We start from the raw sequence: 23,529 nt of genomic DNA on the forward strand, positions 1-23,529 counted from the left end.
CCAGTCCCTGACGCGTCGGCTGCCGTCGCTGTCTGCCCCATGTCACCATGCCCTTTCATGATCCTCTGCAGGTTTGGCCATCCGGCACTGACCTCCAGCTGGTCCAAGTCTACGCCACCACTTGCAGCCTCAATGCGTCATGCTCTAGAGCAGACCGGGCACGAACTTGAAGACTGTAAGCAGCAGGCAGAGCAGCAAATAGAGCAGGAACCAGGGCTGCCTCCAGGAGGCGTAGGTTCCCTTAGGGGCTCGATAGCGCCGCCGGTAGTCAAACAGACTGGCGCGGTGCAGGAAGAACATGACCAGTCCAGCCAGAACCAAGACCAATGCCACTGCCAAAATCGACATACGAGCAGTTCGTGGAGCGCTCATCAGGTAACGGTTGGGCAGGCCGCTGAAGAGCAGATTGCCGACCACACGGGCTCCAATGGCCCAGACAAGGCCATACTCCAGGGAGCAATACCCCAGTGCCAGCCCCAGCAGGAAGATCCAGAGCCCAGAGACCGGGTCACACTGCAACAGTGCGCAGAGCAGGGATGCGGTCAGGATGGCAAAGACTCTGCCGAACCGGCGCAGCCCGTTGAGGATGATGCCACGGAAAACCAGCTCCTCAGCCAAGGGAACCGCCAAGAGGGCATACACGGCCATCATCGGCGAGGAAGTGCCGGTGACCAGCAGACTGCGCGAGGCCAGGGAGGGGATGTGCAGAAGCAGACAGAAGTGGTTGAAGAACTTGTTCAGTCCATGGACCATTCCTTGGCCCAGCAGAAGCACCGCTACAAGGGCCAGCAGAGCCGCCAGCGTCATTCTTCTATCTGTTCGCCAATGGACAGCGTCCTGTCCTCGCTGCTCCTTACCTCGAATAACGCTCCACTCTGAAATACAGGCATAAACCAGTGCCAGCAGGACCGACAGGAGAGTATTCCCATCGGACATGAAGACAATGGCTCTCGGATCCTTGACCCGCTCCATGATGACCGGCAGGATCATCCCAGAACCGACCATGAGCATCAGGACGGATATGGCAAGGTAGACAAAGGCGAAGGCGGCCTGGCCGTTGACGGCGTGGAGAACCCCCGAACTGGCCCTGTAGGAGACGGGCTTGCCAGAGGGTGCCGATTTGGTGGCCGTCTGTGGTTTCGTCTTGGCTTGAACCTGGGCCTTGGCTGCTGCCGAAGCATTCGGCGTGCCCTCGTCCAGCTTGCTTGAGACGCCAACGTGCTGCGCGGCTGGAGCCGATGTATTCGCTGCCTTGGCGGAATCAGACGGAGCGGGTTGGGCACCGACGGATTGAACTTCACCTACTGTCTGGACGGCCTGCACAGGCTGAACGGCATGATCCGGCTGAGCGGCCGGAGTCCTCGGTGATGACGAAACGGTCCGGCCGCCTGTGCTGATGCCGCCGACCTCGGCCAGCTGATCAACTACCCGTGGGGTCGAACAGACCTGGCGCCCCGGATGTTTGGCGCCACTGGCAACGGATTGTGCAGCTGCGACGCTCTGACCTGAAGCCGACGAACCAGCGATAAGCGAGTCCCAGTCGGCATTTGAACGGCGAACGACGACCGGTCGATCGGTGAATACCACTGGGGTCGGAGACTGCTGAACATACACTTTGGCAGGTGCGGAAGCCGCTGTATCCGGCTTGGCAGACAGCGAATCCGCCGAAGCGGCAACCGGAGAGGCCCCAGCCGCAGCCGTCGGCTTGGAATCAGCCGGTTCGGCGGACGAAGAACCGGGGACAGATGCCGTTGAAACGGCAGAGTCTGTAACCTTGGTTGGCGAGGCAGGAACAGATGTGGCAAGAGACGAAGCCTCGGCAGCAGGGGCTTTGGGCTTGCCTGCATGGGTTTTTGCTGCCGGCTTGCGGCCTTTGCCCATATTCCAGGAGAAAACCGGAGCATCACTGACCTCCGGCTTGGTCCAGGACCAGACAACCTTGGCTGCAGAATGATCCTGCTTCTTCGGAGCCTTCGTAGCTTTGGGGGCCTCCAGATCCCGGCGAATAACCACGCGCCGGGGTACAGACCCCTCGCCGGCCCCCTTCTCTCCGTGCTCGTCGGCAGACAGGTCCGTCGGAGGAAATGCTGGAACAGCCGGTTGACTGGCCATAGTGACCGATGTCAAAAAATCATCGGATCCAGGAAGCACCGAGGGTCGTTCACCGACAGGCATGGTCCCCGTGTGCCCACGATGGCCAGCCCCTTCAGCGCCCGGAAGCACAATCTTTCTATGGGCGATTCGTCCCGGGTAGGCCAGGCCATCATCCACGGCCTGGCCCGGCAGGCTGAGCGGCGGCAGATCGATGGACCCCTCCTGGTAGTCCCAGTGGCGGGCGTAGTCCTTGCCGGCGGTATGGGTTGCGGTCACGAGGGCAAGAGAGGAACGCGAGGCCTTCCAGCGCCCCTGCTCATCTTGGACATCGGCAGACTCGCCACCGCTGTCGTGATCCTCATCATCCCTCATCCGTCGATGATCCTTCCCCTTCATGCACTACCGTACGACCGTCAAGGGCGTCCAGCGACACGAACCTTCCCCGCGTTCATATCATGACACTACATAACCGAGTTTAGCCCGACCCTGCCCTTCCTCGACAGAATCCCAACAATGAGCCGGTGCCATAGACCGTCCGGTCAGGCCAGCCCTGGTACAAATTCGCTCAGGGCCATCAGCAGGCACGCCAGGCAGAAGAGCAGGAACCAAGGCGCCCTCCAGGAAGCATAGATTCCCTTGGGAGCGCGATTGCTGCGGCAGTAATCACGGAGAGTCCTAATCTTGAACAGCAGCCCGACGACACCGATCAGCAGCACCAGGATCATGAGCAGGCCCAGGCCGATGCGAACCACCTCGGGTGCCAGGGGCATGTACTTGGCAAGCAGACCTGAAGAGAAGGCATTGTTGAGCATGTGCACCAACAGGGACCAGACCAGCCCGTACTCCATGGCCAGATAGCCCAGAACCAGGCCGGAAATGAAACCAAACAGACCCTGGACCAAGGAGCCATGCATGAAGCCGAAAAGCAAGGAAGAGGTAATAATGGCGAAGACCCGACCAAAGCGGCGCAAGCCGTTCATGATGACCCCGCGAAAGACCAGTTCCTCAGCAAAAGGTCCCAAAAGAATGCCATAGAAGAGCATGATCGGCGTTTCCATGCCGCCGTCGTCAGGTGAGGTTGGCGGGTGCAGCCCAGTACCGGACAGAATAGCGCTTAGACCAGAATCAGCCGCACTGGCCACCAGCTGACTGAGGAAGAAGCAGGCCAGGGCGATGATCAACGCCAACAGGCTGAATCGGCGCGCAGTAACCCAACGCACCTGGTCCTGGCCATGCCGTTCATGGCCTACAATGATCGGCCATTGACTGATCAAGGCAAACAGCAGGGCCAGCACCACGGAGGTGACCACTGTCCAGTCTCCCAAAGGACCGTTGAGCTGCGCTTTGGAAGCATGCGGGAAGAGTGCGGGCAGCACAACCTTGCTTCCCAAAAGGCCTGCCAGGGTCTCGATGGCCACGTAGATGAAGGCGAAAGCACTCAGGGCATTCACTGCCCGTCTAACGCCCCAGTCGTGCACATCGCCGCTGCTATGCCTCATGATAACCGCCCCTCTTCGTTTGCCAACCGGTCACAGTCGACCAATGACTGTCACTTGCCATGGTAAGCGAAAAAGAGCGGAAACTTTCATATGAGGGCGCGCGGCCCGTCGGTCAGATGATGCCGCGGTCAGCCAGGGGCCCAGGCCAATCGATCTGACCCTCCCTGGCTGAAGTGACCGGCTCTTCGGGCATATGCTGTGCCGGCAGGGTACGCGGTTTGAAGGGGAAGCGCTCAGCCCGCATACGCTCATAGGCACGGATGTCATCCTCGTGCTGCAGCGTCAGATCGATGTCGTCATAGCCATTCATGAGCCGCCATCGCACGTAGTCGTCAACTTGGAATGGCAGAGTCACATCCGCGCAGGTGACCGTGCGAGCGCCCAGGTCCACAGTCATCTCGGTGCCAGGATCCTCCTCCAGGAGCTTCCAGAGCAACTCCACTGATTCCTGGGGCATGATGGCGGCCAGAACCCCGTTCTTGGCGGTGTTCCCATAGAAGATGTCCGCGAAGCGTGGGGAAATGACCACGCGGAATCCATAATCCCGCAGAGCCCAGACCGCATGCTCGCGCGAGGATCCGATACCGAAGTCCGGCCCGGCCACCAGGATGCGAGCACCTGAATATTCAGGCCTGTTGAGCACGAAATTCGGATCCCTTCGCCATGCATAGAAGAGCGCATCCTCGAAGCCCGTCTTCTTCACCCGCTTTAGGAATACGGCGGGGATGATCTGATCGGTGTCGACGTTGGAGCGGCGCAAGGGCACTCCAACCCCGGTTACAACGGAAAGTGGCTCCATGATGACCTCCTGCCTTCTGGATGGCGATTACGAATGATTGATGGGCTTACAGATCGGCCGGCGAACAGATGGTTCCCCTGATGGCGGTGGCAGCGGCCACCTCGGGCGAGGCCAGATGCGTCCTGCCGCCCTTGCCCTGACGACCCTGGAAGTTGCGGTTGGATGTGGAAATGGAACGCTCCCCCGGCACCAGCTGGTCGGGATTCATTCCCAGGCACATGGAGCAGCCTGCGTTGCGCCATTCGGCTCCGAAATCCTCGAAGATGCGGTCCAGCCCCTCCTTTTCGGCCTGAATGCGAACTCGTGAAGAGGCCGGCACCACCAGGACGCGATGCAGGTTCTTGGCCTTGTGGTGCCCCTTCATGATGGCCGCCGCTGCGCGCAGATCCTCGATGCGCCCATTGGTGCAGGAACCGATGAATACGGTGTCCACGGCGATGTCACGAATGGGCATCCCAGGCTTCAGACCCATGTAGTCGATGGCATCCTGAGCTGCCTGACGCTTGGCCGGGTCGGCGATCTTTTCTGGCACAGGCACATCAGCCCCTATGGGCAGGCCCTGTCCGGGGTTGGTTCCCCAGGTCACGTAGGGGGTCAGCTGGTCGGCATCCAGGATGACCTCCTTGTCGAAGACCGCATCCGAATCAGTGGGAAGGGTCCGCCAGTATTCCAAGGCCTGATCCCACATGGCCCCCTTAGGAGCGTGCGGACGGCCCTCCAGGTAAGCGAAGGTGGTCTCGTCCGGCGCGATCATCCCAGCCCTCGCCCCGGCCTCGATGGACATGTTGCAAATGGTCATGCGCGCATCCATGGACATGCGCCGAATGGCATCGCCCCGGTACTCCAGAACGTGCCCTTGGCCGCCGCCAGTGCCGATCTTGGCGATGACAGCCAGAATGACGTCCTTGGCGCCCACGCCGGGCTTGAGCTGGCCGCGGACGGTGATGGCCATGGTCTTGAAAGGCTTCAGGCTCAGGGTCTGGGTGGCCAGAACATGCTCCACCTCGGAGGTGCCGATGCCGAAAGCCAGGGCACCAAAGGCCCCGTGGGTCGAGGTGTGCGAATCGCCGCAGACGATGGTCATGCCGGGCTGGGTCAGTCCCAGGACGGGCGCAAAAGCATGGACGATGCCTTGGTCCGCATCCCCCAATGGATGCAGACGGACGCCGAACTCGCGGCAATTGCGCTCCAGGGTGGAGATCTGCAGGGCCGAAACCTTGTCGGCGATGGGCCGATCGATGTCGATGGTGGGGGTGTTGTGGTCCTCAGTGGCGATGACCTGGTCCAGGTGACGGATCTTCCGGCCTGCCAATCGTAGCCCCTCGAAGGCCTGCGGACTGGTCACCTCGTGCATAAGCTGCAGATCGATGTAGATCAGATCGGGCTCGCCTCCCTGGCCCTTTCTGACCAAATGATCGGCCCAGACCTTTTCCGCCATTGTGCGTCCCATATCGCCTCCTGAAAACCTACGACCGACCGGGGCGCCAACCTCATCGGCACCCCGCCGGCCTCTTACCACCGAGTATGGAACTGCCCAACCGTTATGAACTTTTGCATTTCATATACTGAGATGGCATAATTCAACCATGGACACACCTTCTATGAACGACGACGACAGATACCCCTCCGTAAACGATCAGAACATGCATCAGGAGGAGATTCATTCGGGCGTCGGCGTTCTGGACAAGACGGTGCGAATTCTGGACACCCTGGAGACCGGACCCATGACCCTGGGCCAGCTGGTCAACGCCACCGGGTTGGCCCGCCCCACGGCCCACCGCTTGGCCATCGCCTTGGAGCGCCACCGCTTCGTACTGCGGGACGCGCATGGCCGCTTCGTCTTGGGCTCCCGCTTCGCCGAACTGGCCGCTGCCGCCGGCGAGGATCGACTGCTGACCGCGTCGGGGCCCATTTTGCATACACTGCTCAACCGTTCGGGCGAGTCGGCTCAGATTTTCCGCCGCCAGGGCGAGGTCCGGGTCTGCATCGCCGCAGTGGAACGCGCCTCCGGCTTGCGCGACTCCATCCCTGTCGGCGCCCTGCTGTCCATGGAGGCCGGGTCGGCTGCACAGATTCTGCTGGCCTGGGAGGAACCTGAGCGCCTCCACCAAGGCCTGCGACACGCCAAGTTCAACGCAGCAACCCTGGCCACGGTCCGCAAGCGCGGCTGGGCCGAGTCCATCAACGAGCGCGAGGAGGGCGTTTGTTCCATCTCCGCCCCCATCCGCAACGGATCGGGGCAGGTCATGGCCGCCATATCCATTTCTGGACCGGTCAACCGCATGTCCACCACGCCTGGAAGGCGCTACGCCCCCCTGGTCATGGCCGCCGGCAAATATCTGACCGAAGCCCTGTTGCGAGCCTCATCCCCTGCCCGTCGCAGGGTCTGAGCAGTAATCCCGATTCTTATCGCCGCCGGGAGGATCCCCAGGAGGCTATCAGCCCTGCCAGGGCCGTCAGGCCGCCCGCCAAAAACCCAGGCCGACGCAAGAGGTTGACCGCGTCCCCGGTAGAGGTGGGCACATGACTCATGGCGAAGGTGTAGACCTTGTGGGATCCGGGCCGCCCCACCAACTGCCCAAACTCCAGGAGCTGGGTGCGAGGATGATGGGGATGGCGGATGTCGAACTCGAAGAGCCGGGCCGCCCGCTTGCTGGGCACCGGACCGTAGGAACCGAATCCGCATGTGGGCGTGGCTCCCAGAGTCAGATCTCCACTGCGTCCGACGAAACCATTGCGATGGTCATGCCCGGCGAAGAGAGCAAAATAGCCCCGGCTCCGGGTCAGCAAGTCATACTCGCCGCTGTCCTCGTCCGGACAGGAGACGCCCTCGCCCAGGTAGGAGCCCGGGCAGGTGCGCGACTCGTCCAGGATGTAGCAACGGGAGTCGAAGCTTCGGTAGCCCTGGACCGCATAGGCCGTGGTGGCCGGCACCGGCTTGAGCAGATCATAGAACTGGGGAATGGGCATGTGTTGGAAGACCATGGATCGGTTGCCCAGAAGATCAGGAACGGCCGCCAGGAAATCCAGGGCCTGGGCCGAAGGTGAGCCATAGCCGCCTGTACGGGCATAGTCGCCAGAATCCAACAGAACTAGGCCCATGACCACCCCGTGACCGTCACAATCCGCCACAGGCAGGGCGAAGGTGCCCGGAGCACAGACGAATGCGGTCTGGGAGGGCAGGGCCGATCCGATCAGCGCATGAACCCGATCAGGATGGGCGACGGTAGCCTCCGGGTTCAGGCAGCCGGGCACCTCCCGATAGATGGCATCCATCTGATCGGTGTCCAGGCCGCACTGGAAGTCGTGGTTGCCATAGGTGACGACAAAGGGAATCCCGCGTTCAACCAGTGGGCCGGTGATCAGGCCAACGGTTCTACGGACCAGATCCTCGGTGTGCTTGATGTTCTGCCGACGTACACGCTCGGCATCCCTACGGTCTGGTTCCCGACGGTCCACAGCAGTTTGACCATCCTGGGTCTTGGATGAGCGCTTCAGGGAGGCTCCTCCGAGCCCCAGGGCGCCGCCCATGCTCAGACCAGCAGAGTAGATGCCGTCCAGGGGGGTGCTCCAACGCCTCTTGCGGAAGGTGCGCTCGTAGGCCGTGTCGTAACCGGCCACCTGGTTGCCCGAGAAGACCACCAGATCAGGCTTTGCCGCATCACAAGCCGCGGCTATGAGCCTGATTGTGTCCGGAGAGACCTTGGGACCCTCCTGGACGTCGGCCAGCTGCAGAAGTCTGAACTTGCCCGAGTAATGGAACTGAAGTCGCCCCAGCCTGGCTGAAACGGACAGCGGTCGATCATGCTCTCCCTCGCCGCCTTGTGGGGAGACCTGATCCGCGTGGTAATGCTGACTCATACGTCTAGCCTACTTCACCCGGTTTCGCTCCCAGGTCGTTCTGTGCAGCCCTATTACGAATGGGATTCCGACCACAGCGTCCTCACAGCACGGCGACGGCCTAATGTTAGCTTGACCACAGTGATTACGGCGACAGCCAGGACCAGGCCGACAATCTTCAGACGTGGCCCCGGTCTTGCTATATTGGATACGTTGCGGTTCTTAACGAGATAGAGGGAGCGTACCTCCATGGCAGAAGGACAAGAGCTCCTGTTGCGCAAGGATCTTGAACGGGTTGTCGACAGTCTGCACCAGGAGCGTACCCATGTGGCTCCCTATCAGGAGGATTACCGTCGACTGCTGGACAACCATGGCAAGATGATCCGTGCTGCCATGGTGATCCTCTTTGCCCGTGCCGGAGCACGAACCGGAGGGCGTCTGGACGACATCGTCATCACCGGCGCTGCCGCCATCGAGATGCTTCATCTGGCTACCCTGGTCCACGATGACGTTCTGGACAATGCCCCCATCCGCCGCAACAAGCCCACGGTCCACACCATCCGGGGCAACAAGGCCGCAATCTATCTAGGGGATCTGATCCTTTCACGCTATATGGAGATCATGGCCTCCATCGCCCCTGACACAGCCTTTATCCGCGAGCAGGCCGGCACGGTCTGCGAGATCGTAGGCGGCGAACTCTACCAAGAGTCAGACCGCCATCACATCCATACAACCATTAACGACTACGACCGAGCCATCTCCGGCAAGACCGCAGCCCTCTTCCGCCTTGCCTGCCTGACTGGGATTCGCCTTGATGACCAGCCGACTGACCCCGCTTTGGAGCAGACCGCCAGAGACTTCGGCGGCAATCTAGGCATGGCCTTCCAGATCATCGATGACATCAACGACTTCGATCTGGATCGCGACACCGGCAAGCCCAAGCTGGAGGATATTCGCGACGGGATTTACACTCTGCCGGTTCTGCTGGGGTTCCAGGAGGACGAAAACTTCAGAGCCTTGGTCCAGCAGGACGATCCCGACCGTGTGGTCGACTATCTCAGAGCCCACCCACAGCTGATGGAGAGCAGCCGGCAAACCGCCAAGGACTATTTAAAACGGGCTTCAGACAGCCTGGAGGATTCCCACATCGACAAAGGCGTGCGCGACCTGTTGCAGCGAATCACAGTTAAACTGACCGCCCAAGTCTGACCGAACCTGAACGAGTGAGGCCAGTCCTGTATCAGGCATATGCCGAACCTGCATTACATCCGTCGCTTCATGCTCGGCATTGCTCTCTTTTCCGAATTTCACCACTGTCCGCCGCTGATGGAAAACCCTTAGGACAGCAAATCCCCCGTTCCGAACCATGCAGTCCGAAGCGGGGGATTTACCGAAGGGGAAGGAAGTGTTTAAGGTCAGTCGAGCATCAGGCCAGGGCTACTCGAGCCGGTGCGCCATGCACCTTGGCAGGCTGCGGCCCATTGCCGTCATCCGGCTTGTAGAAGGGTCCCTGGTGTAGGGTCCTCCTGGTGTAGAAGACCATGACTCCGCCCAGAACCAGGAAGAGCAGGAAGTAGACAATGCAGGTGAAGAGCAGGTTCGGCACCGTGCTTGTGGGCGAAACTCCATCGGCGATGGTCTGATAACCGTAAACCAGCCATGGATAACGTCCGAGCTCAGTCACCAGCCAGCCACTGGTCGTCGCAGCGAAGGGGGCGAAGGTGAAGATGCCCATAATCCAGAGCTTCCAACGCGAAGTGAACAGAGTGTTCTTCTTCTTACGTGTGAACCAGAGCACCAATGCTGATATCAAGGCAAAGGCAAACCCGATTCCGACCATCAGGCGGAAGACCCAGAATAGGGTGGTGACAGGCACATAGTAGTTCATGTCCTTGCCAAACTTGGCGTCGTACTTCTCGTGCAGCTCTTTGTTGACGGTGTTCATGCCCTTGACGGCGCCCGTCTTCTTGCCGTAAGCCAGCTGTGACATGGCTCCGGGAATCTCGACGGATCCCTCGATCTTATGGTCCTTCTCATTGATCAGAGCCACGGCATTCCAAGGGGCGGGATCACCCGTGTCCTCGTAGATGGCCTCGGTGGCGGCCAGTTTCATAGGCTGATCGGTCACGATGAACTTGCCCTGCAGATCGCCGTAGGTGATCACGCAGATTGAGCCAATAAGCCCAATCAGAGCGGCCAGACGAATGGACTTGGTGAACAGGTTGACCTTGGCCTGCTTCTCGGAGTCAGCTTCGACAGCGGCCACGGCCTGGTCCTTGTTCCCCATGTGCATCCTCAGCAGGCTGAAAGCGCTGCAGCCCATGACCACGAAGGCCCCTGTGCAGACAGCGGCGAAGAAGACGTGGGGGAACTCAATCCACAGCTGGGGATTGGATACGACGTCACCAAAATTGCGCAACCGAACATGGCCGGTGGCCTGGTTGATCTCAAATCCAACCGGATGCTGCATGAAGCTATTGGCAGCCAGAATCCAGATGGCCGACATGGAGGAACCCAGGAAGGTCAGCCAGATGAAGACCGCATGCACGGCCGGCTTGAAACGGTTCCAGGTGAACATCCACACGCCGATGAAAGTTGATTCCAGGAAGAATGCCACCAAGGCCTCGATTGCCAGGGGGGCCCCGAAGATGTCACCCATGAACCTGGAGTAATTGGACCAGTTCATGCCGAACTGGAACTCCTGGATGATACCGGTGACCACACCGACCGCAAAGGAGAGCAGGAAGATCTTGGACCAGAACATGGTCATCTTCTTGTAGACATCCTTCTTGGTCACCACATAGATAGTCTCCATGATGGCGACCGCCAGGGCCAGACCGATGGTCATAGGGACATAGAAGAAGTGGAATATCGTCGTCATGGCGAACTGGAATCTTGACAATCCCAATACAGTGAACATCGTTCCTCCCAATCTCTGCAGGGTTCGTCGGGCGCGGGTACACGGGTCGAATCCGGACGGATTCAGATATGACCGGGCTTGTTCCTACAAGAACCTTTCAGCTCTCCCCGACTTCGCGACCTGGTCGCTTCCGCGGGCTCCGGTTTCCATACCGCCCAGTCCATGAACTGACGGCGCACGGTGACCGGCCGGGATGCCATCCGCCAGGATCGGCGACCCGACAACCGTGCAAAATTCATTGCTCGGGAAACAGCCTGATGGTCATTCAACAGGGTTCCGTCCATCTGAATCTGACTGCTTCTTTGAGTATATCCCTTGACCGGCACCCTTGTCCACGTCCGAGACATCCATGCGATAAAGTTCACGGAAACGGGCGTTCTCCCGATACAGATCGACCGGACGCCCCTGCATGGCGATATGCCCATCCTGCATAAAGATGACCTGGTCGGCCTCCTCCAGCCCCTGAAGGTGGTGGGTCACCCAAAGAAGTGTGCGATTCTGGCTGACTTTGAAGATCATGGCCATGAGCCGCCGCTCGGTTATCGGATCCAGACCGATGGTGGGCTCGTCCAGAAGGATGATCGGGGTGCGCTTGAGCACAATCCTCGCCAGTGCCAGACGCTGGCGCTGCCCGCCTGAGAGTCGGCCGCCGGACTCATCAACCGGCGTGTCTATTCCTTGGGGCATGTCAGCCACGACCTGATCCAGCTGTACAGCCTTCAAGGCTTGGCGAACCTGATCGTCATCGGCCTGAGGGGCACCCAGACGCACATTGGAGGCAATGGTGGTGTTGAAGAGGAATGCCTGTTGGTTCAGGTAGCCGAAAAGCTCAGGACGCTGATCCTGCAAGGCATCGACCGGTATTCCATTGATCAGGATGCGGCCACTGGTTGGGCGCAGGTCGCCTAAGAGCAGCTGAAGGACAGTCGTCTTGCCTTCGCCGCTGGGACCGAGCAGGGCCACCCGCTGCCCACCTTCAATCCTCAGGCTGAAGTCGTCCAGCAGCAGCGGGTCATCAGGACCATAGGAGAAGCTGACGTGATCGAAGACGATTGACTTGATCGGCCCCTCCAGCTTGGTCTGGACACTCGGCTCAATTCGCCGAGACTCGACGCGCTCGGTCAGATCGTTCAGATGGTCCAGCGAATCCGTATAGAGGGGAACCTCAGCCACAGCCTGGGAGACCACGATGAAGCAGTCGACCAGGGGGAAAACCGCCAGGACCACGGCTGCCGCGAAGTCTGCAATGGAGGTGGAGCTGGTCATACGCAGATCCGCTCCAACAATCAAAGCCACCACCATGAGGGCGAAAATCATCTGGATGCCGCAGTTGCGCCAACGTTCGAACCGCTTCTGCTCTCTGCGGCCGGCGGCGATGTCGTTGAAGTCGCCGGACGCTGTATCCACGAAGCGCCGCCGACGGTGGGTGATCACCCAATCCCCCAAGCCCATGTAGCTCTCGGTCACTGCAGTGTACTGGTCCTGCCGCCGCGCCTTCTCCATGTCGTAACGCCCGTCTGAATAAGCCAGCGAGACCAGCGGGACCAGAATCAGGATCAGGGCGAAAAGCAGGAAAAGCAGGAGCGAGGTCAGCCAGGAGAAGACGCCTACGGCGATGGTGACCACCACCCACATCATGTAGGCCACAACCGTGGGGAAGATGGTGCGCAGGTAGAAGTTCTCCAGATGGTCCAGGTCGTCCGAAAGCATGCCCAGGACCGTGCCCGTGCGCTCATGCTCATTCAGGAAGGCCGCGTCCTGCGAGAGGGTGCGGTAAAGCTGAACCCGCAGCTTGGAAACCACGCGCAGCACCCAGTCATGGCTCTTGATGCGCTCCATGTACTTGAACGTGGGCCGTCCAATGCCGAAGGCCCTGGTCAGAACCACCGGCACATATACGGCGAAGATATTGAAGGGATGGCGGGCCGACCTGCTGATCAGGAAGCCCGAGGTGAACATGAGTCCGGCCGCGCACACGAAGGTGATGGTTCCCAGGAAGAAGATCAGGGCAAGCAGCCCCTTGTTCTGACGCAGATAGGGCCAGAACCAATGGTCACGGTGCCAGATATGCATATAGCCCGACAGACCGCGGCCGCGGCGGGAGGCCTTCGACGATCCCATGCCGTCTCTTCCGGCGGTTTCAGTCCTGCTGGTAGTCGGCAATCTGGTTCCCTCCCATCTCATCGATCAGCGCATCCAAGGGTCCGCCCTGACCGATCAGCTCATGCGGATCACCCTGGGCCACAATTCGTCCATGCTCCAGCATGATCACCCAATCCATGTTGGCCAGCCAGTGCAACCGGTGGGTGGCCAGGACGACCAGGTGCCCGTCCATAATGGGCAGCAAAGTCTGCTTCAGGTCGTATTCCGTCTCAATGTCCAGATGGGCAGTGGGCTCGTCAAAGAACAGAATCTCGCGTGAGGGGTCCAGGATGCCCCTGGCCAGGGCGATTCGCTGAGCCTGACCGCCGCTGATGCCACGGTTGCCCTCTCCGATTTGGGTGCCCAGACCGTCTGGCAATGTTTTGAGCCAGGCGGTCAGTCCAGCCCGATGGGCTGCACGGGCCACGGCGGCATCGTCCGCCTCTTGGTTGTAAAAGCGGATGTTGTCGGCCACAGTGCCGTGGAAGATGAAGGGGTTTTGGGGAATGTAGCTGATGTGCCGCTGCCATGCAGCCACGTTGCAGTGCTCCAGCTGATGACCATCCAGGTCGATGGTGCCTGCCTTGGGCTGGTCAAAACCCGCCAGCAGATTCATCAGCGTAGACTTGCCGGCTCCCGAACGACCGACAACTGCCACCTTGGAAAAACCGTGCAGTTCGAAGTGAAGACCGCTCAGGGCCAGAGGCTGCTCCTCCGAACTCCCGTCGGACCCACTGAGCTGTGAATCTGCAGCAGCTTTGGCTACAGTTCCCTGCGATACTGTGGAATCGGACTGTGCCGAGGCCGGCCGCATGTTACCGTCTTGAGCCTTGGAAGCCTTGGGCTTGCGGCTCTTCTTGCTGGTCTTTTGACTCTCGGACTTGGCCATGGCATCCATCTGCGCCCCGGCTGAGGCATTGCTCTCTACCGGCTTGGGACCAGGATAGGCGAAGTCGATTCCTTCCAGGCGCAGGTGGCTATCTTTCTTCCACCCGGACCAGTCCAGTTCCTCCAAGCGCTTGGGCTCTGGCTGGTCCAGCATATCCGCGATGTCGTCCAAGGCGTTCTTACCGTTCAGCGTGGCGTGGAAGTCGTCTCCGAACTGGCGAATGGGCATGAAGTACTCAGGGGCCAGAATCAGGGCAAGGAGTGCCGGGAACAGTTCCACCTTGGCATTGATCAGGTTGTTGCCCAAGAAGACGGCCATGATGGCGATAGCCAAGGTGGCAAAGAAGTCCAGAGCAAAGGTGGAGGTCATCGCAACCCTGATAACGCTCATGGTCCTCTTGCGGAAGCGGTCCGAGACCGAATAGATCTCGTCCTCGTACTCCTTGTCAATGCCCAGCATCTTCAGGGTTGGCAGGCCCAGGACCGTATCCATGAACCTGGTGTTGAGCTTACGGAACTGAGCGTATTGCCGACTGGAGCGATCCCTGGCTGCCAGGCCCAGGATGACCATGAAGAAGATAAGCAGGGGCAACATGAGCAGCAGGATGAGGCCGGAACCTGCATCCTGGGTCCAGACCACCACCAGGACGATCAGGGGAATGAAGATGAGATCCATCATCTTCGGCAGGACTGTCAGCACGTAGGTGCGCACCTGATCAAGGCCGTCCACCAGCATGGTGACAGCAGAGCCCGTGCCTCGCCGAGCCAGAGCTGATGGTCCCAGTGAAAAGACCTTATCCTGAATATGGGGGCGAAGCTCAGCCACTATGGCATCGGCACGGTCGGTGGCGATACGATCCTTGGCCACGTCGCAGAGCTGTCGACAAGTATAGGCGGCCAGAAAAATCAGCACCGGCACCCCCAGAACATTCAGGTTCTGAAGGTGCCAAATACGCACCAGAGCCAGGGTCAACCCATAGGCCTGGGCTACCACACCTATTCCCTGGACCAGGGACAGGGCAGCCAGCAGGCCCAAAGTGGACCGGACTCCGTCGAAACGGAAGAGATTTTTGTCAATCAATGCATTATCCTCCGGATGCGCTCCGGTCCTGCCAGCACTGCCCCCCTGCCTCCTTTAACTTTCAGACGGTCTCAGCCACGGTGGCCGAAGGGGCCACAGACGAGGTCAGGTGGGCGCCATCGGTGTCCAGCCGCTTGCGCTGGATGAAATAGCTCCAGATGAAGTAGGCCAGCATGATGGGCAGGAAGATGCACAGCACCACGGTCATGATCTTCATGGTCAGCGGTGAAGCCGAGGCATCCTGGATCAGCAGGTTGTAGGCAGGATCATCGGAGATCATCACACGCGGGAAGAGCCCGTTGAAGATAAAGGCGATGATGGCCATAAGGGTGATGCCCGAGCAGGTGAAGGCGTAGCCGCCGCGCTTCTTGAAGACGGCAACGTGGCCTCCAATGACGGATGCCAGGATGATTACGGTGATCAGCCAGGTGGACAGGGGGCGTGCCTTGTAGAAGTCGGTGTTGAAGATGGCCAGGAGCACGAAGACGACCAGGGCCGGATAGGCAATCCAGTAGGCCTTCTCACTGACGTTGAGCATCCGGCGGGAATCCATGACACCCAGCTTCAGGCTCAGGAAGTGCAGACCATGAACGAAGCTGAAGAAGACGACAGCAATGCCGCCGACCACGGACAGCCAGTTGAACACGTCGAAGAACCCGGGCCAGGCATCACCATTCTTATCCATGGGAATGCCCTGGATCAGGCTGGTCAGCATCATGCCCAGGAAGAATGGCGCGAAAAGCGAACCGATGAAGTTGGCCCACTGCCAAACACCACGCTCACGGCTGGTCAGTGCATGAGAGGCGAACTCGAATGAAACGCCACGCAGAATCAGAGAGACCAGCACCAGGAAGAGCAGGAGGTAATACCCCGAGAAGAGGGAGGCGTACCAGAGCGGGAAAGCGGCGAACATAGCGCCGCCGGCAGTGATCAGCCAGACCTCGTTGCCATCCCAGTGAGGACCAATGGCCCTCATGAATGTGGCGCGCTCATCACCGTCGCGGGCCACGAACCTGGTAGCCATGCCAACGCCGAAGTCGAACCCTTCAAGCAGAAGGAATCCAGCAAAAAGCAGGCCGATGACAAAGAACCACAAACCTTGTAGAAAACTCATGCTAATGCCACTCTCCTCTCGCTCCTGCCGATCCGCACACTGGCACGGGGGCCTCCGCAATCCTGGCGGAGGCCAAGGTCGGCCACAGTTTCCGCCGGAACGAGGAGGAGCAGGAGGTAGTCAATGATGTCGATGAACACAGAGCCGATGGACGTCGTCTCCCAGAACGATCCAATCCGAGGCTGGATAGGGACGAACACGCGCCGCATTCTCATGACCTGAATCATGTTCGTCCTCTTCTTCCTCGTCGTCCAGCCCCTTGCGTCCATCGAGACGCTGGTTCAGTTGCTCTCCAACATGGTACGCACGTCGGCCAGCTCCAGGACCGACCGCTCGTTGACGATCCACTTCAGTACCGAGACCACCTTGCCCTTGAGCTTCAGCGTGCCCATTCGGTCGATTTCGGCAACCCCGTCATGGGGACCGAGAGAGCACACGGTCCCTAGGCTTCGGAAAGTGAACCGCTGGGGCTCCTGCCCCCGCATTCTGGCAAGGACATTCGCGGCCGCGGTATCAGCCTGGGCCATCGAAATCTGTGCAGTGGTTGGGTAGAGCCGACCCGATTGGGGGTCGGGAACGGCACTGACATCACCCACCAGGAATTCCTCTGGATGCTGTTCGACCGATAGGTCATCCCTGACCACTACACGGTTACGCTTCTGATTATACCCGGAATCGGCAATAACGTGGCTGCCACGCACACCCGTTGTCCAAATGATCGTATGGGCCTTGAACTCCTGGTCATTGGAGATCACGGCATCCTGCCTGACCTCGGTGATGGGAGTCGAGGTGTGGAAGTTGACTCCGCGCTTGCGCAGGAAATCCACAGCCCAGTCGACCAGGTCCTGGCTGAACATGGGCAGGATCTTGGGCGAGGCCTCTATGCAGTCTACCTTGACCTGATCCATGGGGAAGCCCAGACGCTTTGAAAGCTGAGGCAACCGGTAGACCAGCTCGCCCAGGTACTCGATGCTGGTGAAACCTGCACCGCAGACCACAATGCTCAGATCCAGCGGATCATGGCTGGTCTGGTATCGGGCCAGCGTCTGTTCCAGCTTCTTGCGGGCCGCCAGAGCGGTGTCCACATCAACGAGCGGCCATCCGTATTCATCGGCACCCTTGATGCCGAAGGTCTCGGACTCGAAGCCCAGGGCGTTGACCAGGTAATCATAGGACAGGGGATCGTGATGCTCCAGGCTGACCCGACGGTTGTCCTGATCGATGCCGACCACCTTGTCGACGATCAGCTCCACCGAATCGGGCAGGGACTTGCGCAGGTCGAAGACCACATCCGCCGGCTCCTTGGTCCCAGCCGCAACCTGGTGCAGCTGGGTGGACTCGTAGTGGTACTCGTTCTGATTGACCAGGACTATATGGGCATCAGTTTTTGCATGATCCAGCTTCTTGACCACGCGAAGACCCGCATAACCAGCTCCCAACACCATGATTGTCGTCATAATCACACACCTCTACCGAAAAAATCGTACAATGATTCATATACCGGGTGATGTTGCCCGATCAGCCGATGATTGGGTTCATCACTCAAGCTTCTATGCTCAAAGTATCAGATTCCATCATCGGAAACTCTGACATAGCAGTCTGCCGAGCCTCCTCTTTTTGTTTGCTTGCTCACACCGTGAGCAACTCTCGTGGATACCGCCGGCCGCCGCTTTGCAAACCAGAAGCATTCCTGAAATCCATGGTAATGCGTAAATAATGAAGAGCGGAACACCGTGTCGGTGTTCCGCTCCTTGGGACTCTATGTCTCTATCGCTGGGGTACCTGGACTCGAACCAAGAATGGATGAACCAGAATCACCTGTGTTGCCAATTACACCATACCCCAATTGGCTGTGCGACAATCGCTTGGACGGTTGCCACATGTCGTACCCCCGACCGGATTTGGACCGGTGTTGGCGCCGTGAGAGGGCGTAGTCCTAGACCGCTAGACGACGGGGGCTTCACTTTTCGCCGCGTACGAACCCGGTTCAGCAGGTCAGTAGCACAACAAAAAAGAAATATACCCGCTCAGAGGTTTTGGCGCAAGTTGGTCATCCTTCGGAGTGTTGTGTTTTTGCCCAGGATTTCCAGGGACTCGAACAGGGGCGGCGAGACCCGCCTTCCCGAGACCGCCACCCTAACCGGGCCGAAGGCCAGACGGGGCTTATAGCCGCCCTCATCCACCAGTGCCTGAGTAAGCAGGTCGTGCAGGTGGTTGGTCTTCCAGTCCTGTTCCGGCACATCCTGCAGGGCGGCAATAGCCAGGTCGAGGACCTGCCCAGCCGAATCCTTGAGCTGTTTGCGGGCATCCGGCTCGGGCTCCAGGTACTCCTCCTGGCTGAGCAGGCTGCCCACCATGCCGGACACCTCCCCCAGCAGTCGCACGCGAGGCTGGACCAGGGGGGCGGCAGCGGTCAGAATTCGCTGCTCACGATCACTCAAGTCCTGCCAGTGCTCGGCACTCACCAGTCCGTCACGCTTGAGGTAGGGCAGGGACCGGTTCAGGAAGTCCTGCGGTTCCAGCATGCGGATGTGCTCGGCATTGATGGCCACAGCCTTGTCGATGTCAAAGTGGGCCGGATTGGCCTTGACGTCGCGGATGTCGAAGTGCTCAATCATCTCATCCATGGAGAAGACATCGCGGTCGGGGCCGATGGACCAGCCCAGCAGGGCAAGATAGTTGAGCAGCCCTTCGGGAATGAAGCCGTGCTCCCGGTGCAGGAAGAGGTTGGACTCGGGGTCGCGCTTGGAAAGCTTCTTCTTGCCCTGGCCCATGACGTAGGGCAGGTGTCCGAACAGTGGCATGGCCCGGGCTATGCCCAGCTTCATCAGGTACCGATAGAGGACGATCTGCCGGGGGGTGGAGCTGAGCAGATCCTCGCCGCGCAGAACCACATTGATGCGCATCAGGGCATCATCCACCGGGTTTGTCAGAGTGTAAAGGGGATCGCCGTTGGGGCGCACGATCACATAGTCAGGCACAGACCCGGCCTTGAACTCGATATGCCCGCGAATCAGGTCGTCGAAGGCGATGTCCTCGTCAGGCATGCGGATGCGCAGGGCAGGACGGCGACCCTGATCGCGGAAGGCCTGGCGCTGTTCGTCACTCAGGTCGCGGTCGTAGCCGTCATAGCCGAAAGCGGCCGGACGGCCAGCGGCCAGGTTGCGCTCCTTGATCTCTTCAGCGGTGGAGTAGGACTCGTAGGCGTAGCCGGCATCTAGCAGCTGCCGGGCCACATCGTGGTAAATATCGCCGCGCTCGGACTGCCGGTAGGGGCCGTCCGGGCCGCCGACTTCAACACCCTCATCCCAGTCCAGACCCAGCCACTTGAGGGCCTCCAGGATCTGCTGGTAGCTCTCCTCACTGTCACGCTGGGCATCGGTGTCTTCGATGCGGAAGACGAAGGTGCCATGCGAGTGCCGGGCCTGTGCCCAGTTGAAGAGTGCAGTTCGGACCATGCCTACATGTGGGGTGCCGGTCGGCGAGGGGCAGAAGCGGACCCTCAGATCCTTGGGCAGGTCGGGTTTGGCGTCGTGATCATGCTCATCAGTCATGACACCCATTGTGCCCCGGCAAGGCGACGTAGACCAATTCAGGGCAGGAGCCGGTATCAGCCTCGCTGCTGCTCTTGCTGCCGGTCCTTGCTGTAGGTCTCCGGAATGAACCTGGTCTGGTCATGCAGCTTGGGCCAGATGACCACCCGGCCCTGCTCCAAGGACCGTGGCACGTCGATGATCCGCTGGTTGTCCGAGCCCCGGAACTGGAGCAGGCTGTTCTTCCGGTTCTCCAAGTAGCGTCCGTCCACCAGCACATCAAGGTAGGAGATCAGCTGGGCCTTGTCCGGGGTCTCCCCCGGCCGGTTCAGCTCCTCCCAGGTGTAGCCGGTCCAGCACCAGATATCCTTCTCATGACCGAACTCGCGCCGGATTCGTTCCGAAAGGCCAAGCAGCATGGGGGTGTTGAGCAGAGGCTCCCCGCCCAGGTAGGTGATGCCCTGCACATAAGACAGCGACAGGTCCTTGATGATCTGGTCCTCAAGCTGCTGGGTGTAGGGGTGCCCGGCGCCGAAGTCCCAGATGGAGGCGTTGTAGCATCCCTGGCAGCGGAAGGGGCAACCACTGACGTAGAGGGAGCAGCGAATCCCCTCGCCGTCGGTCATGACCAGACGTTTGTAGTCCGCCACGATTCCCCGACTGAGGCGGCGACCGTCCCACTGGCCGGCCTTGGGATTGTTGGTCAGCGCAGAGGGAACCCCCGGACCGCGCCCCTGCTCATCAGCAGCGAAGTCACGGTGGCCATTTGTCTTTCTCATGGCTCCCTGTTTGTCCGTCATCTGGTCCTCCTCATGACAATGGCGGGCCGCAAACTACCCGGCCCGCCATCTACTGCGTCTTTTCAGAGCTTATTCGGCCTTGTCGTCGAACCACTCCTTGGTGGATCCGTCCTTGAGGACCACGTGGCCGGTCTCGCCCTCCATGTGCTTGACGCGGTGGGCGATCTCCTCGTGCCTGCCGTGGACCATGGGCCGCTGGACGGGGTTGCCCAGGTAACCGCAGGTGCGCTTGGTCACGTTGCACTTGTCAGGGTCGTCGTTGCCGCATTCGGGGCACTTGAAGCCATCCTCGGTAGGCTCGAAGTCGCCCTCGTAGCCGCAGACGAAGCAGTGATCGATGGGTGTGTTGGTGCCCAGGTAACCGATGCCGATGTCGTAGGCGTAGTCCCAGACCGCCTCAAGGGCCTTGGGGTTCTGCTGCATGGAGGGGAACTCACAGTAGTTGATAAACCCGCCCGAGGCCAGGTAGGGGAAGTCCCGCTCGTAGCTGAGCTTCTCCATGGGCGTGGGCCGCAGCCAGACCGGGTAGTGGAAGCTGTTGGTGTAGAAGTCGTGGTCCGTCACGCCGTCGACTACACCGAACTTCTCCTTGTCCATCCGGGCGAAGCGGTCAGTCAGCGACTCGGCCGGAGTGGAGTAGACCGAATAGTGGTATCCCTCGGCCTTCTCCCACTGCTTGCAAAGCTGGTTCATCCGGCGCACGATGCTCAGGGCGAACTCCTTGCCTTCCGGATCCCAGCTGTGGTCCTTCATCCAATCTTTGCCGTAGAAGACACTGGTTGCCTCATAGAGGCCGATGTAGCCCAGCGAAACGGTGGCGCGGCTGTTGCGGAAGAGTGTGTCCACGCTGTCGGTCGGCTTCAGCCTGCCGAAGGCGCCGTACTGGTAGAGGGTGGGAGCGTTGATGGGTGTGGCCTGCTTGCAGCGCATGATGCGGAACTGCAGGGCGTGGTGGGCCACCTCCATGCGCTGGTCGAAGATCTTCCAGAAGCGATCCTTATCGCCGCGGGACTCCAGAGCGATGCGGGGGATGTTGACGGTGACGACGCCCAGGTTCATGCGTCCGTCTTCCTCATCCTCGCCCGTCTCGGGGTTGGTCCAGGCCTGCAGGAAGGAGCGGCAACCCATGGGAGCCTTGAAGGAGCCGGTGATCTTGACCAGGTTCTCATAGAAGACCACGTCAGGGTACATGCGCTTGGTCGAGCACTCCAGGGCCAGCTGCTTCATGTCGTAGTTGGGATCGCCCTCGTCTGCATTCAGACCATGCTTGATGGTGAAGACCAGCTTGGGGAAGATGGCGGTGTGGCGATCCTTGCCCAGTCCGCGGATACGAATCAGGAAGATGGCCCGCTGAATCTCCCGGGCGAACCAGGAGGTGCCCAGGCCGAAGCCCACAGTGACGAAGGGGGTCTGCCCGTTGGAGACACGGTTGGAGTTGATCTGGTACTCCATGGTCTGCATGGCATCGTAAATGTTCTTACGGGTCAGGATCTTGGCATAGACCTGACGCAGCCGAACAATCTGCGGAGCATCCAGATCGAAGGGAGCATCCTCGCCGATAGGGGCACGATCGTCCAGGTGGAGCCAATCGGCCTCCCTGGCCTTGAGTCCCCGGACGACATCCTTGGCCACGTCGATGGGCTCCTCGTCCGGCAGGACGGCCTCAGCCATGGAGTAGTTCTTCTTGTAGTCCAGACGCGCGTACTTGTCCAGCATTTCGTCACAACGATTGACGGTCTGGCCGCCGTACTGGGAGCCTGCGATGTCCTTGATGATCTGGGTAATCTGCGTAGCGGCCGTACCGATGGACTTGGGCGAGTCCATCATGGCGTTGCCCAGCTCGAAACCGTGGGCCAGCATGTCGCCGAAGTCAGGCAGGGAGCAGTTGGTCTCTGCCGTAAAGGGCGAGTAGTCCGCGTCATGGAAGTGGATGTCGCCCTTCATATGGGCATTGGAGACATCCTTGGGCAGCATGGCGAAGGCCGAGGCCTTGGAGACCGCGCCAGCCAGCAGATCACGCTGAGTGGCGTAGACGTTGGCATCCTTGTTGGCGTTCTCGCGCACCAGGGTTTCGTCCTTGCTGGTCAGGCGGTGAACGGCCTCGTTGACATCGGTGGCCTTGGCACGCTGAATGTCACGGTCGAGTCGATAGGAGGTATAGGAGCGCGCAATCTCGTAAAGATGGGCATTGACCAAGGCGTGCTCGACCAGGGTCTGGATGTCTTCGATCTTGACCGGGTTGGTGTAGCGGTCGGTGATCTCGGACTGGACGGTCAGGGCCATACCCCGGATCTGCTGGCGATCCTCAGGGCTGACCTCGTGCTTGACGTCCTTGAAGGCGGCTTCGATGGCGTTCATGATGTTGACGGGATCAAAATCGACGATCCGGCCGTCGCGCTTCTCGACCAGAATGCCATCGACAGCATCGCGATCCGAAATGCCACGCTCCTTCACGCTATCGGTCATGACCTCAGTATCCATCGTCACTCCTCATACGGTTGTTCATGTGCAGTTGCTTTGGCGTTCCCAAATTCCGTATTGGGAACGGCGAATCACATGGATGTCATTTTTGCTGACAGGACCCACTCTATCACGTCATGACCACCATATGTAGTGCCTGAGGATGATTCGTTTCCTACATCTAGTTATTCCCGTGTTTTGTGAACTGAGTCACAAAGAGCAGGGTCTGGACAAGGGCGGCAAATGGCCGAAAGGCCAGTAGCGGTCAGTTATAGGGATGACACAACTACCCGACACTCCGCATATCACGTACTCCTTTTGTCGAGACCTCGCTACAACGCATACGTCTCCTCCACTCC

Annotated in this window: 15 protein-coding genes and 2 tRNA genes; 2 read left to right on the forward strand and 15 right to left on the reverse strand. The window is 59.9% G+C overall.

The features are described from left to right. Nucleotides 1-144: 144 nt before the first annotated feature. From CI603_RS00495 to leuC, 4 genes are all read right to left on the reverse strand, one after another. Nucleotides 145-2,466, reverse strand: coding sequence for a type II CAAX prenyl endopeptidase Rce1 family protein (locus tag CI603_RS00495; RefSeq protein WP_183122169.1), 2,322 nt, complete (start codon nucleotides 2,464-2,466; stop codon nucleotides 145-147). A gap of 167 nt (nucleotides 2,467-2,633) precedes the next feature. After that, the gene (locus CI603_RS00500) at nucleotides 2,634-3,593 is read right to left on the reverse strand and encodes a CPBP family intramembrane glutamic endopeptidase (protein WP_121912605.1); all 960 of its coding nucleotides are present in this window, start codon (nucleotides 3,591-3,593) and stop codon (nucleotides 2,634-2,636) included. A 112-nt stretch (nucleotides 3,594-3,705) separates the two neighbouring features. Beyond that, entirely contained in the window at nucleotides 3,706-4,392 is a 687-nt protein-coding gene (gene leuD / locus CI603_RS00505; RefSeq protein WP_046322421.1) for a 3-isopropylmalate dehydratase small subunit, read from the reverse strand. 46 nt (nucleotides 4,393-4,438) lie between these two features. Next, nucleotides 4,439-5,842 carry a 3-isopropylmalate dehydratase large subunit gene (gene leuC / locus CI603_RS00510; protein WP_121912606.1) on the reverse strand — a complete coding sequence of 468 codons (1,404 nt, stop codon included), beginning with the start codon at nucleotides 5,840-5,842 and terminating at the stop codon, nucleotides 4,439-4,441. A 151-nt stretch (nucleotides 5,843-5,993) separates the two neighbouring features. Between leuC and CI603_RS00515 the strand changes: the two genes are divergently transcribed. Next, entirely contained in the window at nucleotides 5,994-6,782 is a 789-nt protein-coding gene (locus CI603_RS00515) for an IclR family transcriptional regulator (RefSeq protein WP_046322418.1), read from the forward strand. Between the two features lie 16 nt (nucleotides 6,783-6,798). Here CI603_RS00515 and CI603_RS00520 read toward each other — a convergent pair whose 3' ends face one another. Beyond that, complete coding sequence (locus tag CI603_RS00520; RefSeq protein ID WP_121912608.1) at nucleotides 6,799-8,253, reverse strand: serine/threonine protein phosphatase; 1,455 nt, start codon at nucleotides 8,251-8,253, stop codon at nucleotides 6,799-6,801. A gap of 228 nt (nucleotides 8,254-8,481) precedes the next feature. Here CI603_RS00520 and CI603_RS00525 point away from each other — a divergent pair, with 228 nt between their 5' ends. Beyond that, complete coding sequence (locus CI603_RS00525) at nucleotides 8,482-9,441, forward strand: polyprenyl synthetase family protein (protein ID WP_121912609.1); 960 nt, start codon at nucleotides 8,482-8,484, stop codon at nucleotides 9,439-9,441. Nucleotides 9,442-9,658: 217 nt separating this feature from the next. Here CI603_RS00525 and CI603_RS00530 read toward each other — a convergent pair whose 3' ends face one another. From CI603_RS00530 to nrdD, 10 genes are all read right to left on the reverse strand, one after another. Further along, nucleotides 9,659-11,152 (reverse strand): cytochrome ubiquinol oxidase subunit I, encoded by a 1,494-nt coding sequence (locus CI603_RS00530; protein WP_046322412.1) that lies wholly within the window; start codon nucleotides 11,150-11,152, stop codon nucleotides 9,659-9,661. A 261-nt stretch (nucleotides 11,153-11,413) separates the two neighbouring features. Then, nucleotides 11,414-13,273, reverse strand: coding sequence for a thiol reductant ABC exporter subunit CydC (gene cydC / locus CI603_RS00535; protein WP_121912610.1), 1,860 nt, complete (start codon nucleotides 13,271-13,273; stop codon nucleotides 11,414-11,416). Nucleotides 13,274-13,292: 19 nt separating this feature from the next. Continuing rightward, nucleotides 13,293-15,263, reverse strand: a complete 1,971-nt coding sequence (locus CI603_RS00540; RefSeq protein WP_259465428.1) for an ABC transporter ATP-binding protein/permease — start codon at nucleotides 15,261-15,263, stop codon at nucleotides 13,293-13,295. 61 nt (nucleotides 15,264-15,324) lie between these two features. After that, the gene (gene cydB / locus CI603_RS00545) at nucleotides 15,325-16,377 is read right to left on the reverse strand and encodes a cytochrome d ubiquinol oxidase subunit II (RefSeq protein ID WP_121912611.1); all 1,053 of its coding nucleotides are present in this window, start codon (nucleotides 16,375-16,377) and stop codon (nucleotides 15,325-15,327) included. 281 nt (nucleotides 16,378-16,658) lie between these two features. Next, nucleotides 16,659-17,834 (reverse strand): NAD(P)/FAD-dependent oxidoreductase, encoded by a 1,176-nt coding sequence (locus CI603_RS00555; RefSeq protein ID WP_110424829.1) that lies wholly within the window; start codon nucleotides 17,832-17,834, stop codon nucleotides 16,659-16,661. A 316-nt stretch (nucleotides 17,835-18,150) separates the two neighbouring features. After that, a tRNA-Gln gene (locus CI603_RS00560) sits at nucleotides 18,151-18,222 on the reverse strand. A gap of 41 nt (nucleotides 18,223-18,263) precedes the next feature. Further along, nucleotides 18,264-18,336 (reverse strand) — tRNA-Glu (locus CI603_RS00565). A gap of 68 nt (nucleotides 18,337-18,404) precedes the next feature. After that, nucleotides 18,405-19,931: a glutamate--tRNA ligase gene (gene gltX / locus CI603_RS00570; RefSeq protein WP_121912613.1), complete on the reverse strand. Its 1,527-nt coding sequence runs from the start codon at nucleotides 19,929-19,931 to the stop codon at nucleotides 18,405-18,407. A 56-nt stretch (nucleotides 19,932-19,987) separates the two neighbouring features. Further along, on the reverse strand, nucleotides 19,988-20,710 hold the full coding sequence (gene nrdG, locus CI603_RS00575; RefSeq protein ID WP_110424827.1) for an anaerobic ribonucleoside-triphosphate reductase activating protein: 723 nt from the start codon (nucleotides 20,708-20,710) through the stop codon (nucleotides 19,988-19,990). A gap of 69 nt (nucleotides 20,711-20,779) precedes the next feature. Continuing rightward, nucleotides 20,780-23,176: an anaerobic ribonucleoside-triphosphate reductase gene (gene nrdD, locus CI603_RS00580; protein ID WP_046323629.1), complete on the reverse strand. Its 2,397-nt coding sequence runs from the start codon at nucleotides 23,174-23,176 to the stop codon at nucleotides 20,780-20,782. Nucleotides 23,177-23,529: the final 353 nt, after the last annotated feature.

This window comes from Bifidobacterium sp. wkB338, from assembly GCF_003688325.1.
Classification (GTDB): domain Bacteria; phylum Actinomycetota; class Actinomycetes; order Actinomycetales; family Bifidobacteriaceae; genus Bombiscardovia; species Bombiscardovia polysaccharolytica.